At 66.5% G+C, this 15,141-nt stretch carries 11 protein-coding genes; 8 read left to right on the top strand and 3 right to left on the bottom strand.

The window, feature by feature from the left end; all coding sequences use genetic code 11:
- Positions 1-11: 11 nt before the first annotated feature.
- Complete coding sequence (locus tag LPA45_RS12720; RefSeq protein ID WP_317924123.1) at positions 12-1,496, top strand: nodulation protein NfeD; 1,485 nt, start codon at positions 12-14, stop codon at positions 1,494-1,496.
- Between the two features lie 2 nt (positions 1,497-1,498).
- Positions 1,499-2,272 (top strand): slipin family protein, encoded by a 774-nt coding sequence (locus tag LPA45_RS12725; protein ID WP_317924121.1) that lies wholly within the window; start codon positions 1,499-1,501, stop codon positions 2,270-2,272.
- A 62-nt stretch (positions 2,273-2,334) separates the two neighbouring features.
- On the opposite strand, the gene ltrA is transcribed toward LPA45_RS12725, so the two are convergent.
- Both ltrA and alaS read right to left on the bottom strand, forming a co-directional pair.
- Positions 2,335-3,732: a group II intron reverse transcriptase/maturase gene (gene ltrA, locus LPA45_RS12730; protein ID WP_317925466.1), complete on the bottom strand. Its 1,398-nt coding sequence runs from the start codon at positions 3,730-3,732 to the stop codon at positions 2,335-2,337.
- A 478-nt stretch (positions 3,733-4,210) separates the two neighbouring features.
- A complete protein-coding gene (alaS, locus tag LPA45_RS12735; protein ID WP_317925464.1) occupies positions 4,211-6,835 on the bottom strand; it encodes an alanine--tRNA ligase in 2,625 nt (874 codons plus the stop codon).
- Between the two features lie 295 nt (positions 6,836-7,130).
- On the opposite strand from alaS, the gene LPA45_RS12740 reads away from it, so the two are divergent.
- The 3 genes from LPA45_RS12740 to LPA45_RS12750 all read left to right on the top strand — a co-directional run bounded on the left by LPA45_RS12740 (position 7,131) and on the right by LPA45_RS12750 (position 9,976).
- The gene (locus tag LPA45_RS12740) at positions 7,131-8,351 is read left to right on the top strand and encodes a CaiB/BaiF CoA-transferase family protein (protein ID WP_317925462.1); all 1,221 of its coding nucleotides are present in this window, start codon (positions 7,131-7,133) and stop codon (positions 8,349-8,351) included.
- A gap of 134 nt (positions 8,352-8,485) precedes the next feature.
- A complete protein-coding gene (locus LPA45_RS12745; protein ID WP_116320839.1) occupies positions 8,486-8,941 on the top strand; it encodes a DUF2214 family protein in 456 nt (151 codons plus the stop codon).
- A 36-nt stretch (positions 8,942-8,977) separates the two neighbouring features.
- Positions 8,978-9,976, top strand: a complete 999-nt coding sequence (locus tag LPA45_RS12750; RefSeq protein WP_317925459.1) for a tripartite tricarboxylate transporter substrate binding protein — start codon at positions 8,978-8,980, stop codon at positions 9,974-9,976.
- A gap of 293 nt (positions 9,977-10,269) precedes the next feature.
- On the opposite strand, the gene LPA45_RS12755 is transcribed toward LPA45_RS12750, so the two are convergent.
- Positions 10,270-12,051 (bottom strand): potassium/proton antiporter, encoded by a 1,782-nt coding sequence (locus tag LPA45_RS12755; protein ID WP_317920116.1) that lies wholly within the window; start codon positions 12,049-12,051, stop codon positions 10,270-10,272.
- A gap of 376 nt (positions 12,052-12,427) precedes the next feature.
- Between LPA45_RS12755 and LPA45_RS12760 the strand changes: the two genes are divergently transcribed.
- From LPA45_RS12760 to LPA45_RS12770, 3 genes are all read left to right on the top strand, one after another.
- Positions 12,428-12,889: a tripartite tricarboxylate transporter TctB family protein gene (locus LPA45_RS12760; protein ID WP_116320836.1), complete on the top strand. Its 462-nt coding sequence runs from the start codon at positions 12,428-12,430 to the stop codon at positions 12,887-12,889.
- Positions 12,890-12,902: 13 nt separating this feature from the next.
- A complete protein-coding gene (locus LPA45_RS12765) occupies positions 12,903-14,405 on the top strand; it encodes a tripartite tricarboxylate transporter permease (protein WP_116320835.1) in 1,503 nt (500 codons plus the stop codon).
- Between the two features lie 175 nt (positions 14,406-14,580).
- Positions 14,581-15,054, top strand: coding sequence for an aminoacyl-tRNA deacylase (locus tag LPA45_RS12770; protein ID WP_116320922.1), 474 nt, complete (start codon positions 14,581-14,583; stop codon positions 15,052-15,054).
- Positions 15,055-15,141: the final 87 nt, after the last annotated feature.

Genomic DNA, 15,141 nt, shown 5'->3' on the forward strand with positions numbered 1-15,141 from the left:
CCGCCCTTGCGATGAAACCTGCCACCGCGTCCATGCGGGCGATTCGGCTGCTGGCCGGCCTGCTGCTGGCATGCAGCGCTGCATTGGCCATCGGCTTCGCTGCCCTGCATGCCCGCGCCGCACCCGCGTCCGCCCCCGCCTCCGCGCCCGCCGCCACGGCCACCGCGCCGGTCTACGTGATCCCGCTCAAGGGCGCGGTCAGCCCGGCCAGCGCCAGCTTTATCCTGCGCAGCATGGCGCGCGCCCGCGAAGCCGGCGCGCAACTGGTGGTGCTGGAGATGGACACGCCGGGCGGGCTCGACGCATCGATGCGCGAGATCATCCAGGCCATCCTGGCCTCGCCGGTCCCGGTGGCCACCTATGTCTATCCGGGCGGCGCCCGCGCGGCCAGCGCGGGCACTTACATCCTCTACGCCAGCCACGTCGCGGCGATGGCGCCGGGTACCAACCTGGGCGCGGCCAGCCCGGTGCAGATCGGCATCGGCGGGCCACAGAAGCCGGACGCCCTGCCGGGCGCGACGCCGGCCTCGTCTCCCGCCAGCGAACCGGCCGCGGCCGACACCATGGCCCGCAAGCAGATGCACGATGCCTCGGCCTATATCCGCGGCCTGGCCCAGTTGCGCGGGCGCAATGCCGAATGGGCCGAGCGCGCCGTGCGCGAAGCTGTCAGCCTGTCGGCTGACGAAGCCCTGGCCCAGAAGGTGATCGACGTGGTCGCGCCAGACCTGCCGGCGCTGCTGCGCCAGGTCGAAGGCCGCAAGCTGGCCACCGCCGGCGGCAAGACCAGCGAATTGCGCACGCGCGATGCCCCGGTGGTGACGCTGGAACCTGACTGGCGCAACCGCTTCCTGGCCGTGATCACCGAGCCCAGCGTGGCGCTGATGCTGATGATGATCGGCATCTACGCGCTGATCTTCGAGTTCTCCACCCCGGGCATGGTGGTGCCCGGCATCGTCGGCGCGATCTGCCTGCTGCTGGCGTTGTTCGCGCTGCATATGCTGCCGGTCAACTACGCCGGGCTGGCGCTGGTGGTGCTGGGCATCGGCTGCATGGTGGCGGAGCTGTTCCTGCCGACCTTCGGCGCGCTCGGCGTGGGCGGCATCATCGCCTTTGCCTTCGGCGCGGTGATGCTGATCGACACCGACGTGCCGGGCTTCGGCGTGCCGCTGTCGATGGTGGCAGCGCTGTCGGCGATGTCCGCGTTCTTCGTATTCGGCATGTCGGCGCTGCTGGTGCGCTCGCGCAGGCGGCCGGTGGTCAGCGGCGCCGACACGCTGGTCGGCAGCCGCGGCGAATTGCTCGACGACCTGCGCGATGAAGGCTGGGCCATGGTGCGCGGCGAGAACTGGCGCGTGCGCAGCGCCAGCCCGCTGGCGCGCGGCACGCCGGTGGTGGTCACTGCGCGCCACGGCCTGCTGCTCGACGTGATCCCCGCCGGTAACGCCCCGCCCTGCTCAACGACTCCACCCCAACCGACTCCAGACAAGGGAGCCTGACCATGGCATTCGGAATCAGCTTCGGCGGTTTCATCTTCCTGCTGGCACTGCTCGTCATCATGTCGTTCCGCGTGCTGCGCGAGTACGAACGCGGCGTGGTGTTCATGCTCGGGCGCTTCTGGCGGGTCAAGGGTCCGGGACTGGTGCTGCTCATCCCGGCCGTGCAGCAGATGGTGCGGGTGGACCTGCGCACGGTGGTGATGGATGTGCCGCCACAAGACGTCATCTCGCGCGACAACGTCTCGGTCAAGGTAAATGCGGTGGTGTACTTCCGCGTGGTGGACCCGGAACGCGCCATCATCCAGGTCGCTAACTTTCTCGAAGCCACCAGCCAGCTGGCGCAGACCACGCTGCGCTCGGTCTTGGGCAAGCACGAACTGGATGAAATGCTGGCCGAGCGCGAGAAGCTGAACCTCGACATCCAGCAAGCGCTGGACGCGCAGACCGACGGTTGGGGCATCAAGGTTTCAAACGTCGAGATCAAGCATGTCGACCTGAACGAGACCATGATCCGCGCGATTGCGCGGCAGGCCGAGGCGGAACGCGAGCGGCGCGCCAAGGTGATCCATGCCGAGGGCGAACTGCAGGCTTCGGTGAAGCTGCTCGAAGCCGCCCAGATGCTGGCGCGCGAGCCGCAGGCCATGCAGCTGCGCTACCTGCAGACCTTGACGCAGATCGCCGGCGACAAGAGTTCGACCATCGTTTTTCCGCTGCCGATCGACATTCTCACCCGGCTGGCCGGCAAGCCGACCAGCGGCGAGGATCGCATCGAGTAGGGTGAGGGGTTACCCCCTCAGCCCTCTCACACCACCGTACGTGCGGTTCCGCATACGGCGGTTCACGAACGAGACTGCAAGCGCCGCTGAGTATCAAGCAGCGAGATCAGCCCCATGGCGTCGAAGTAGCTTTTGGGGAAGGCATCGCGCATGTGTAGGGCACCTGCGCTCCACCATGGCCCGCGCCCATTGAGGGCGGACTGGGCTGCCCGCTTGGGGGCCAGCCCTTGACGCCGCATGAGCGCCAGTCGAGTTCGCCAGCCTTTGGCTTGCCGCCATATCAGACAGCGCAACCGCCGGCGCACCCACCCGTCCAGTTCCTCCAATGGCCTCTTGCTCTGCGAGTACTGGAAGTAGCCAATCCATCCGCGCAGCACCGGATTCAGCACCGCTATCGTATGAGCCAGGCTCCTCCCTCGCCCCTTGCGCATCAGTTCCTTGATTCGTCCGGCCAGCCTTTGCAGACTTTCCGGTGCAATACGCAGCTTGGCCTGACGATGTGCTGTCACGCTGTAGCCTAGGAACTTGCGCGCCCACGGGCGACCACACGTGCTCTTGCCTTCGTTGACTTGCAGTTTGAGCCGTTCCGCAAGGAACGCCGTCATCCCGGCCAACAGCTTCTGTCCCGCCGCCTTGCTTCGGACGTAGATATTGCAGTCATCCGCGTAACGGCAGAACGCCAGCCCACGCTTCTCCAGTTCGCGGTCCCAATCCGTCAACAGGATGTTCGACAGCAGTGGCGACAGCGGCCCGCCCTGTGGCGTGCCCTGCCTCCTTGCCTCGACCACCCCGCTACGCATCAACCCCGCTTCCAGATACCGCCGGATCAGCTTGAGCACCCGGGCATCCTTCACCTGCCGGGCCACCCTCGACATCAGGATGTCGTGGTTGACCCTATCGAAGAACTTCTCCAGGTCGATGTCCACCACCCAGCGCCGTCCTTCCTGCACGTACCGCTGTGCCTGCAAGACCGCCTGCTGAGCGCTGCGCCCCGGCCGGAAGCCGTAGCTCGACTCGGAGAATCCCGGTTCGTAAATCGGTTGGAGTACTTGCAACAACGCCTGCTGGATCAGCCGGTCCACCACCGTCGGGATGCCCAGTGTCCTCATCCCACCCGAAGGCTTGGGGATGTCCACCGCGCGCACCGCCTGCGGGATGTACTGGCCGGCCAGCAGCGCCGCCCTGACGCTCGGCCAGTGCACCTTCAGCCAGTCGCGCAACGCCGTCACCGCCAGGGCATCCACCCCAGCCGCGCCGCCATTGCTGACCACCCTCCGGTACGCCAGCCACATGTTGCTTCTCTCGACCACCGCCTCCATCAGCGATGGCGCCTGCGCTTTCGTTTGCCCAACAGCCGCCGTGCCAGCCTCCGCACCCCCATCGGCACCAGGCAGGTTCCGCCCGCCTTCCTCCGCTGTGGGCTGCACTCGTTCGTGCATTTGGGCTTCGTCGGTAAGCATCGAGGCCGGTCGTCCTAATCGCGCTCATTCATGTTCGGCCCTTCAGTGCCAACCGCGCACCTAATATGGCCTCTGCTGACTTCTGCACTGCCATCCCAGCGCCTCTCGACGCCGGTAGCACACCATGGCAGCAGTGCAGATCTCCCCGGGTATGACACACTCACCTTCACGCTTATGCCTGTCGGATATACGCCGCACCGTTCCGTGCAAGTACCGGGCTTTGGCTCTTTGGGCCGCCTCACCCCGATGCGTCGCCTCGTATCCGCTTCCTGTTCGTCAGGCCAGCGCTTTGCCTCGGGCTTCCTTCAGACCCCCAGTCGCCCGGGGAACCCTTGCCTCCGGCTAACACTTCCCCTTGCCGGGTGTGTAGGGGACTTGCACCCCCAAGTAAGTGCGCCCTGCCGGGCGCACCCATAGAAAATGGCGCCGAAGCGCCATTGAGGGAGTGCTGTTGGCGGGGGTTGCCCCCCTCAGCCGATCAGACCTTGCCCGCCACCCACTCGCTGACACCCGCCAGCGCCTGCGGCAGCTTGGCCGGCTCGGTGCCGCCAGCCTGCGCCATGTCCGGACGGCCGCCGCCCTTGCCACCCACCTGCTGGGCGACAAAGTTGACCAGTTCGCCGGCCTTGACCTTGCCGGTCGCATCGGCGGTGACGCCGGCGATCAGGCTGACCTTGCCGTCGGCCACGGCCGCCAGCACGATGGCCGCGCTCTGCAGCTTGTCCTTGAGCTTGTCCATGGTCTCGCGCAGCGTCTTGACGTCGGCGCCGTCGAGCTGGGCAGCCAGCACCTTCAGGCCCTTCACGTCGACTGCCTGCGCCGCCAGCTCATCGCCCTGCGACGCCGCCAGCTTGCTCTTCAGGCGCTCCAGTTCCTTCTCCAGCGCGCGCACCTGCTCCTGCACCTGGCCGATACGCGGCACCAGTTCGGACGGCTGCGCCTTCAGCACGGCAGCGGCTTCGTTCAGCCTGGCATCGAGGCTCTGCAGGTAGTGCAGCGCGTTATCGCCGGTGATCGCTTCCACGCGGCGGATGCCGGCAGCGACGCCGCCTTCCACCACGATCTTGAACAGGCCGATATCGCCGGTGCGGTGCACGTGGGTGCCGCCGCACAGTTCCTTCGAGGTGCCGATCGACAGCACGCGCACGTCGTCGGCGTACTTCTCGCCGAACAGCGCCATCGCGCCGCTCTTGACGGCATCGTCGAACGGCATGATCTCGGCGTGCGTATCGTCGTTGCGCAGGATCTCGGCGTTGACGATCTCTTCCACCCGGCGGATCTGGTCTTCCGTCAGCGCGGCGTTGTGCGAGAAGTCAAAGCGGGTCTTGTCCGCATCCACCAGCGAGCCCTTCTGCTGCACGTGCGTGCCCAGCACCTCGCGCAGCGCCTTGTGCATCAGGTGCGTGGCCGAATGGTTGCGCACGGTGCGCGCGCGGCGCTGCGCGTCGACCTGCGCCGACACGGCGTCGCCCACCTTCAGCGCGCCGCCTTCCAGCGTGCCCTGGTGGCCGAACACGTCGGCCTGGACCTTGGTGGTGTCGGCGACCGCGAATGCAGCATTGCCGGCCTTCAGCACGCCCTGGTCGCCAGCCTGGCCGCCTGACTCGGCGTAGAACGGCGTGTTGTCCAGCACCACCACGCCGGTCTGGCCGGGTTGCATGGTATCGACCGACGCGCCATCCACATACAGCGCGATGACCTTGGCCTGCGGCAGTTCCAGCTTTTCGTACCCGTGGAACACGGTCTTGTCGCCCGTGTACTCCAGGCCGGCGGCCATCTTGAACTTGCCGGCGGCGCGTGCCTGCTCGCGCTGGCGGTTCATGGCGGCGTCGAAGGCGGCCTCGTCCACCGCGATTTCCTGCTCGCGGCACACGTCCTGCGTCAGGTCCAGCGGGAAGCCGAAGGTGTCGTGCAGCTTGAACGCCAGTTCGCCGTCCAGCGTCTTGCCGCCCTTGAGCTTCAGGTCGGCCAGCGCGGCGTCCAGGATCGACATGCCGTTCTCGATGGTCTCGAAGAAGCGTTCTTCCTCGGCCTTCAGCACTTCGATCACGCGCGACTGGGCTTCGGCCAGTTCCGGATAGGCTTCGCCCATCTGCGCGACCAGGTCCGGCACCAGCTTGTGGAAGAACGGGGTCTTCTGGCCCAGCTTGTAGCCGTGGCGGATGGCGCGGCGCACGATGCGGCGCAGCACGTAGCCGCGGCCTTCGTTGCCGGGGATCACGCCGTCGACGATCAGGAACGAGCACGCGCGGATATGGTCGGCGATGACCTTCAGCGAGTTCTGGTTCAGGTTGTCGATATGGGTCTCGCGCGCGGCGGCCTTGATCAGTGCCTGGAACAGGTCGATCTCATAGTTGCTGTGCACGTGCTGCAGCACCGCGGCGATGCGCTCCAGGCCCATGCCGGTGTCCACGCACGGCTTGGGCAGCGGCGTCATGTTGCCCTGCTCGTCGCGGTTGAACTGCATGAACACCAGGTTCCAGATCTCGATGTAGCGGTCGCCGTCTTCCTCCGGCGATCCCGGCGGGCCGCCCCACACGTCCGGGCCGTGGTCGTAGAAGATTTCCGAGCACGGGCCGCACGGGCCGGTGTCGGCCATTTGCCAGAAGTTGTCCGAGGCGTAGCGCGCGCCCTTGTTGTCGCCGATGCGCACGATGCGATCGGTTGGCACGCCCACTTCCTTGGCCCAGATGTCGTAGGCTTCGTCGTCTTCCGCGTAGACCGTCACCCACAGCTTCTCGGCCGGCAGCTGGTAAGTCTTGGTCAGCAGTTCCCAGGCGTACTGGATGGCTTCGCGCTTGAAGTAGTCGCCAAACGAGAAATTGCCCAGCATTTCGAAGAACGTGTGGTGACGCGCGGTGTAGCCCACGTTCTCCAGGTCATTGTGCTTGCCGCCGGCGCGCACCGAACGCTGCGACGAGGTCGCGCGGGTGTAAGGGCGCTTGTCGGTGCCCAGGAACACGTCCTTGAACTGCACCATGCCGGAATTGGTGAACAGCAGCGTCGGGTCGTTCGCCGGCACCAGGCTGGACGAGCGGACCACGGTATGGCCCTTCGATTCGAAGAACTGCAGGAACTTGCTGCGAATGTCTGAGACTTTCATGGGATGGCGGACGCTTGCCGCTGCGTGGCAGGGCGCGACGAATGATGTTGGATTTGCAAACCGTTGATTATACGGGCAAGCCAGCCCGCAAGGCACACCGGGCGCGGCGTCACGGGGCCGGCCGGCTATCGCCCAAATCGAACACCAATAAGCGCCTCATGAATCACCCGCAACCTCGCCTTGCCGGTCCCCGATGGTAGAGTGCAGGCAACCCGCAGCCGGCCGCAACGCGATGCAGCGCCACAGCCGGATTTCCGATTCTTCCCCCAGCATTTCTCAGCCTTCGCCTATCGCCATGGGAGCTTTAAGCCATCTCCGCGTCCTCGACCTGACCCGCGTCCTCGCCGGGCCATGGTGCGCCCAGAACCTAGCCGACTTCGGCGCCGATGTGATCAAGATCGAGCGCCCCGGCGCCGGCGACGACACCCGCACCTGGGGCCCGCCCTGGCTCAAGGACGAAGACGGCCGGGACACCGCCGAGGCCGCCTACTACCTGGCCGCCAACCGCAACAAGCGCTCGGTCACCTGCGACATCAGCACGCCCGAAGGCCAGCAGATCGTGCGCGACCTGGCCGCGCAGAGCGACGTGGTGCTGGAGAACTACAAGGTCGGCCAGCTGAAGAAATATGGCCTGGACTACGACTCCCTGAAGCAGGTCAGGCCCGACCTGATCTACTGCTCGGTCACCGGATTCGGCCAGACCGGCCCGTACGCCGCGCGCCCCGGCTATGACTTCATCATCCAGGGCATGGGCGGCTTCATGAGCCTGACCGGCGAACGCGACGACCTGCCCGGCGGCGGCCCGCAAAAGGCCGGCGTGGCGATTTCCGATCTGATGACCGGCCAGTACGCCACCATCGCCGTGCTGGCGGCGCTGGCGCACCGCGACCGCACCGGCGAGGGCCAGTACATCGACATGGCGCTGCTCGACGTGCAAGTGGCGATGCTGGCCAACATGAACACCAATTACCTGGCCAGCGGCGAGGCGCCGCGCCGCTGGGGCAACGCGCATCCGAACATCGTTCCCTACCAGACCTTCCAGGCGGCAGACGGCTGGCTGATCGTGGCGGTAGGCAATGACGGGCAGTTCCGCAAGTTCGTCACCGACGGCGGCAAGCCCGAGCTGGCCGACGACCCGCGCTTTGCCAGGAACCCGCAGCGCGTGGCCAACCGCGACATCCTGGTGCCGATCCTGGCCGAGATGGTGCGCCCGCGCACCCGGGACCAGTGGATCCGCGACCTGGAAGCCGCGGGCGTGCCGTGCGGCCCGATCAACACGCTCGACGACGTGTTCGAGGACGACCAGGTCAAGGCGCGCGGCCTGCGCGTGGACCTGCCGCACCCGAGTGCCGGCGAGGTCAAGCTGGTCGGCAGCCCGATCAAGATGAGCGCGACGCCGCCGCAGGCGCTGCGCCACCCGCCGCTGCTGGGCGAGCACACGGACACGGTGCTGGCCGACGCGCTCGGCTACAGCGCCGGGCAGATTGCGGCACTGCGCGCAAAGGGTGTGCTGTAAGATTCTCCTCCTGCCGGCGGCGGCCGGATGGTCCAGGCGCGCCGCCGGTGCTTTCCCGGAAGTTCAGTCCCCACTGAAGCACTTTCGACGGGCCGGCGCGCCAGCGCGGGCCCGCGCAAAGCAAAGGAGAACCCATGCTGACCGATGCCATCCTGGCCTTCCTGCATTTCCTTGCGATCTTTGTCCTGATCACGCTGATGGCCGCCGAGGCCGTGGTGCTGCGCCCCGACCTGACCCCGGCCACGGTGCGGCGCCTGTCGCTGTACGACCTGTTCTATTTCCTGTCCGCGATGGTGGTGCTTGGCACCGGCCTGCTGCGCCTGTTCTACGGCGCCAAGGGCCTTGATTTCTACCTGCACAACCCGTGGTTCCACGCAAAGGTGGGCCTGTTCGTGCTGATCGCGCTGTGCTCGCTGCCGCCGACCTTTGCCATCTCGCGCTGGCGCAAGCAGGCGCGCCGGCTGCCCGATTACGTGCCGCCGCCGTCCGAGATCAAGGCGGCGCGGCGCTGGGTCATGATCGAATCGCACCTGGTGATCCTGCTGCCGCTGTGCGCCGTGATGATGGCGCGCGGCATCGGGGCCCGATGAGTTGCTTGAGAATTTCAATCCTTCCGTAGTCCAGACATGCTGAAGAAACTGCTTGCCGCCGCGCTGACCGCGGCGCTGCTGCCCGCCACCGCCGCCGTGGCGGCGACCAACGCCTACCCCACCAAGCCGGTCCGCTTCGTGGTTCCCTACCCGGCCGGCGGGCCGCTCGACACCGTGGCGCGCGCCATCGGCGAGAAGCTGCGCGACAGCCTCGGCCAGCCGGTGGTGGTGGAAAACAAGCCGGGTGCCGGCGGCAACCTGGGCGCGGACTACGTCGCCAAGCAGCCGGCCGACGGCTACACCATCGTCATGGGCGCGGTGGCCACGCATGCCATCAACCCGACGCTGTTCAGCAAGATGCCGTACGACCCGGTGAAGGACTTCGCGCCGATCACGCTGGTCGCCGACGTGCCCAACGTGCTGGTGATGCACCCGGGCAAGGCCGCGGAACTGCATATCAACAATGTGCGCGACCTGGTCGCCTATGCGCGCAAGAACCCGGGCAGGCTGGATTACGCCTCGGGCGGCAACGGCAGCGCCGGTCACCTGTCGGGCGAGCTGTTCAAGAGCATGGCGAAGATCAGCATGGTCCATATCCCGTACAACGGCGCGTCGCCCGCGCAGTTGTCGGTGCTGTCGGGCCAGACCGACCTGATCTTCGACAACCTGGCTTCGGCGTCGGCCAATATCAAGGCGGGCAAGCTCAAGGCCTTCGCCGTGACCACCGCCAGCCGCGCGGCGGCGTTCCCCGAGCTGCCGACGATTGCCGAGGCCGGCAAGGGGCTGGGGCTGGAAGGCTTCGATATCTCGACGTGGTTCGGCGTGTTCGCGCCGGCCAATACGCCGCGCGAGATCGTGGACAAGCTGAACCACGAGATCGTGGCGATCCTGAAGACGGATGACATGAAGGCACGCCTGGCCCGCATCGGCGCCCAGCCCGCGCCGACCACGCCGGAGCAGTTCGCGGCGTTGATCCAGAAGGAACTGAAGAAGTACGCGCAGATCGTGAAGGTGTCGGGGGCGAAGGTCGACTGAAGACAGGCGCTCGCAGCCCCAACGGTTTTCGGGTGCTCCCAAGCCGCGCGAGCTAGCCAAAGCAAGGTGTTCTCCCTCTCCCCTCAGGGGTCCTCAGGGGAGAGGGATGGGGAGAGGGGTGGGGAGAGGGGTGGGGAGAGGGGTGGGAGAGGGGTGGACTAGCCAGGTACCACATCAAGCAAGGCCAACGGTGTTACCCCACGGCCGTCAGCCTTTGATCCTCCTGCCCTCTCCCCCGGCCCCTCTCCCCGGCCCCTCACCCGCGGGCGGGAGAGGGGCGAAAACCGGAACAATTACACGCGATCGCGGCTCTCGTCGCCCCTGCGCCGCCGCACCCACAGTTTCCCGCCGGAATCCCCCTCCAGCCGCGGCAGCAGCAATCCCACCTGCACGATCTCCGCGCCCTCCATCCGCGTTACCGTCAGCGGCAGCCCCGCGATCTCGACGCTGTCGCCTTCCACCGGCGGCGACGTGAACACGCGCTGCATCGCCGTTTCCAGCGTGAGCGGTGCTTCCTCGGGCGTCAGCTCGCGCGTGCCATAGAGCGCCGCCACGTCCCGCAGCGGCGCATCGCCTGACAGCAGGAAATCGTGCGACACCTCTTCCCAGGTAGGCGCCCGGCCCGGGGTCTGGAACAGCGCCGACAGCATCGGCAATGTGGTGGTCGGCGCCAGCACGCAGACCGCGTCGCCGGCGCGCAAGACGGTCTGGCCCGGGTCGGCCAGCGCGTCGTCGCGCGCCACGGTCAGCAGGCGGCTGCGCGGCGGCAGCTCGAGCTGGTCGGCGCGTACGTTTTCCACGGGTGCATTCGGGCCCACGCAGAACTGCATGACTTCCAGGATCGGCGCGAGCGTGCCGCGCAGCCGCGAACGCGCCACCGGTTCCGGATAACCGGGCCGGCGCACGCGCGCCAGCCGCGCCGCGACCGATACGGTAGTGCCCTGGAACAGCAGGCTGGCCAGCACCACGGCAAAGGCAATGCGGAACAGCAGGCCTGCCTCGGGCACCTCGCGCAGCAGCGGGAACAGCGCCAGCACGATCGGCACGGCGCCGCGCAGGCCCATCCACGCGATAAAGCCCTTTTCGCGCGAATTGAAGCGGAACGGCAGCAGCGCGATCCATACTGCCACCGGCCGCGCCACCAGCATCAGGAAGGCGGCGACCGCCACCGCGGGTCCGGCCACTTCCCAGATCCGGTGCGGCGCTACCAGCAGGCCCAGCAGCAGGAACATCGCCGACTGCGCCAGCCACGCCATGCCGTCCATCGCGCGCATGGTGTCGGCGGTGACCGCGCGCTCGCGGTTGCCGATCAGCATGCCGGTCAGGTACACCGCAAGAAAGCCGCTGCCGCCGGCGGTCTGCACCAGCGCGAACACCATCGCCCCGCCGGCGCACAGCAGGATCGCCTGCAGCCCTTCGGCCACGTGGATGCGCTCCAGCACCAGGGCCAGGCAGTATCCCAGCCCCAGCCCGAGCGCGCCGCCCACCCCGAACTGCACCAGCAGCCGCGTCGCCAGCCCCAGCGGCGTCAGCCCGCCGGGGGCGGTCAGCCATTCGATCAGCGTCAGCGTCAGGAAGATCGCCATCGGATCGTTGATGCCGGACTCGATTTCCAGCACGCTGGCGACCCGGTCCTTGAGCCGGATGCCGCTGCTGTGCAGCATCGAGAAGACCGCGGCCGCATCGGTCGAGCCGACGATGGCGCCAAGCAGCAGCCCGAGCCGCCAGTCGATACCGAGCAGCCATGACGCAAACACGCCCACCAGCGCGGCCGTGGCCAGCACGCCCACGGTCGCCAGCGACAGCGACGGCTTGAGCGCGACCCGGAAGGTCGCAAAGCGCGTACGCAGGCCGCCGTCGAGCAGGATTACCGCCAGCGCCAGGTTGCCGACCAGGAAACTGAGCCAGGTGTCGTTGAAGCGGATGCCGCCGGGGCCGTCCACGCCGGCCAGCATGCCGACGGCCAGGAACACGAGCAGGAACGGCACGCCGAAGCGTGCCGAGAACGCCCCCAGCACGATGCCTAGCGACATCACGATGCCGCCGATCAGGATGACGTGGTCGATGCTCTCCAAGCTGCTCCTTGCGTCACGTTGAGGTTCCTTGCCGCAACCTTTCAAACCTTACAGGGCTTTCAGGCCGGCGACCCCGCGAGAGGCCGCTTCAGGATGCGCGAACTGCACCGGATGATAGCGCAGCACGCCTGCCGCCTCGCCCGCCAGCCCGCCTCCAGACTGGATTTGCGGAATGCGCCAGTGCCCTTTTAAGCGCCATCTCACTAGGGGATACCCGAACCATGACCCTGTTTGCAGACATCTGAAAGGTAGCTGAAAGGTCGCCCCCTTAACTTCCACCCTGCCCCGCAGGAGGGCCCTTCGCTGCAGACCGCATTGATGCGATGCAACAAAGGGTCAACCGCAGATTTCAAGCGTCTTAACGAGGAGATTCACTTTGCGCATACGTAGCCAAAAGGACTTTGCCTCCGGCCTGATGTTCATCCTGGTCGGATTCGGCTTTTCCTGGGTCGCCCGCGGCTATTCCATGGGAACCGCCGCAAAAATGGGACCGGGATACTTCCCGTTCTGGCTCGGCATCGTGCTCGCCCTGCTGGGCGTGCTGGTGCTGGCAGGCTCGCTGTCTTCCAAGATGGAAGAGGATCAGCTGGCCCGCTGGGATATCAAGACGCTGCTGTGGATCCTCGGCTCGGTGGTGCTGTTCGGCCTGCTGCTCAAGCCGCTGGGCATGGTGCTGTCGGTGCTGGTGCTGGTACTGGTGTCGTCAATGGCCAGCCACGAGTTCAGCTGGAAGGGTGCCATCCTGAACGCCATCATCCTGGTGCTGATCAGCCTGGGCGCGTTCGTGTACGGGATCAACCTGCAGATGCCGGTGTGGCCGGCTTTCCTGGCAAGCTAAGGAGCCCGCCAACATGGAACTACTCACTAACCTGGGCCTGGGCTTCTCCACCGCCCTGACCTTCCAGAACCTGGCCTACGCCTTCCTGGGCTGCGTGCTGGGTACCCTGATCGGCGTGCTGCCGGGCCTGGGGCCGCTGGCGACCATCGCCATGCTGCTGCCGGTGACCTACACGCTGCCGCCGGTGGCCGCGCTGATCATGCTGGCCGGCATCTACTACGGCGCCCAGTACGGCGGTTCGACCACCGCCATTCTGGTGAACCTGCCGGGTGAATCGTCGTCGGTGGTGACAACCATCGATGGCTACCAGATGGCAAGACGAGGGCGAGCGGGGGTGGCGCTAGCGACAGCGGGCCTGGGCTCGTTCTTCGCTGGCTGCGTGGCCACCATGATCCTGGCCGCCTTTGCCGCGCCGCTGTCGGAACTGGCCTTCAAGTTCGGCCCGGCCGAGTACTTCTCGCTGATGGTGCTGGGCCTGATCGGGGCCGTGGTGCTGGCCTCGGGTTCGCTGGTCAAGGCGATCGCCATGATCGTGCTGGGCCTGCTGCTGGGCCTGGTGGGTACCGACGTGAACTCGGGCGCCGCGCGCTTCTCGTTCGACGTGCCGGAACTGACCGACGGCCTGAACTTCGTCTCGGTGGCAATGGGTATCTTCGGCTTTGCTGAAATCATCGCCAACCTGGAGCAGAAGGAGCAGCGCGAGACCTTCACCGACCACATCACCAACCTGTTCCCGACCAAGGAAGACTTCAAGCGCATGATCCCGGCTGTGCTCCGTGGCACGGCACTGGGCTCGGCGCTGGGCATCCTGCCGGGCGGCGGCGCTTCGCTGGCTTCGTTCGCCGCGTACTCGCTGGAGAAGAAGACCTCCAAGTACCCGCAGGAATTCGGCAAGGGCGCGATCGAAGGCGTGGCGGGTCCGGAATCGGCCAACAACGCGGCTTCGCAGACCTCGTTCATCCCCCTGCTGACGCTGGGCATTCCGCCCAACGCGGTGATGGCGCTGATGGTGGGTGCGATGACCATCCACAACATCCAGCCCGGCCCGCAGGTGATGACCAGCAACCCGGCGCTGTTCTGGGGCCTGATCGCCTCGATGTGGATCGGCAACCTGATGCTGATCGTGCTGAACCTGCCGCTGATCGGCATCTGGGTGAAGCTGCTGAAGGTGCCTTACCGCTACCTGTACCCGGCCATCCTGACCTTCTGCTGCATCGGCGTGTACTCGGTCCAGAACACCACCTTCGACGTGTTCCAGACCGCCGCCTTCGGCGTGATCGGCTACCTGTTCATCAAGCTGCGCTGCGAACCCGCTCCGCTGCTGCTCGGCTTCGTGCTGGGACCGATGATGGAAGAAAACTTCCGCCGCTCGCTGCTGCTGTCGCGTGGTGACTTCAGCGTGTTCGTGACGCGCCCGCTGTCGATGGGCCTGCTGATCGCCGCTGCGGTGCTGGTGGTGATCGTGGCGCTGCCGTCGATCAAGGCCAAGCGCGAAGAAGCGTTCCAGGAAGAATAAGCAGGACTTGCCGCCGGCCTGCGGGCCGGCCCGCAATGCAACACTGGGGGCACCGCAAGGTGCCCTTTTTTTGTTGCCGGAATTGACGCAACGACCCGCCTCCGGCGGGCCCGCCGCGACCTATAGTATTAGCACTCGGACAACTGTCGCGATGAGCGCGTCGGAGGTTGACATCATGACCATGGCTAATACGCTGGCGAAATGCCTGAGCAACAAGCACAGCCAGTTCGACACCGTTCGGCACCCCTACAGCCTGAGCAGCATGGCCACTGCACACGCTGCACACATTCCCGGAGACCGGCTGGCCAAGACCGTCCTGCTGGAAGACGACAGCGGCTACGTCGCCGCGGTGATCCCTTCCACGCACCACCTGAAACTGTCGGAAATCCGCGAGCAGACCGGACGCAACCTGTCGCTGGCGCATGAGGATGGCGTGCGCGAAGTGTTCAGGGACTGCGATCACGGCGCGATCCCGCCCGTCGGCATGGCGTATGGCACGCAGACCTGGCTGGACGACAGCCTGTTGACGCATGCCGATGTCTATTTCGAAGCGGGCGACCACCAGGAACTGGTGCACATGAGCACCGACGAGTTCATGTCGCTGATGGTCGATGCAAAGCGCGGACATTTCGCGCACAGGATGATGTAGGGCAAAGCCAAACCATGGCGGCCGGCGCATGCCGGCCGTTTTTTTTTGCGCGGCCCACGCCACGGCATGACACCGTGACGGGGCCGC

Source organism: Cupriavidus sp. Agwp_2 (assembly GCF_040784895.1).
Classification (GTDB): Bacteria; Pseudomonadota; Gammaproteobacteria; order Burkholderiales; family Burkholderiaceae; genus Cupriavidus.

What these genes read in the sequence shown, in the direction of transcription:
- alaS (WP_317925464.1), bottom strand. Translation starts at nt 6,835, where the DNA reads ATGAAAGTCTCAGACATTCGCAGCAAGTTCCTGCAGTTCTTCGAATCG.
- LPA45_RS12740 (WP_317925462.1), top strand. Translation starts at nt 7,131, where the DNA reads ATGGGAGCTTTAAGCCATCTCCGCGTCCTCGACCTGACCCGCGTCCTC.
- ltrA (WP_317925466.1), bottom strand. Translation starts at nt 3,732, where the DNA reads ATGCTTACCGACGAAGCCCAAATGCACGAACGAGTGCAGCCCACAGCG.
- LPA45_RS12770 (WP_116320922.1), top strand. Translation starts at nt 14,581, where the DNA reads ATGACCATGGCTAATACGCTGGCGAAATGCCTGAGCAACAAGCACAGC.
- LPA45_RS12765 (WP_116320835.1), top strand. Translation starts at nt 12,903, where the DNA reads ATGGAACTACTCACTAACCTGGGCCTGGGCTTCTCCACCGCCCTGACC.
- LPA45_RS12720 (WP_317924123.1), top strand. Translation starts at nt 12, where the DNA reads ATGAAACCTGCCACCGCGTCCATGCGGGCGATTCGGCTGCTGGCCGGC.
- LPA45_RS12745 (WP_116320839.1), top strand. Translation starts at nt 8,486, where the DNA reads ATGCTGACCGATGCCATCCTGGCCTTCCTGCATTTCCTTGCGATCTTT.
- LPA45_RS12725 (WP_317924121.1), top strand. Translation starts at nt 1,499, where the DNA reads ATGGCATTCGGAATCAGCTTCGGCGGTTTCATCTTCCTGCTGGCACTG.
- LPA45_RS12750 (WP_317925459.1), top strand. Translation starts at nt 8,978, where the DNA reads ATGCTGAAGAAACTGCTTGCCGCCGCGCTGACCGCGGCGCTGCTGCCC.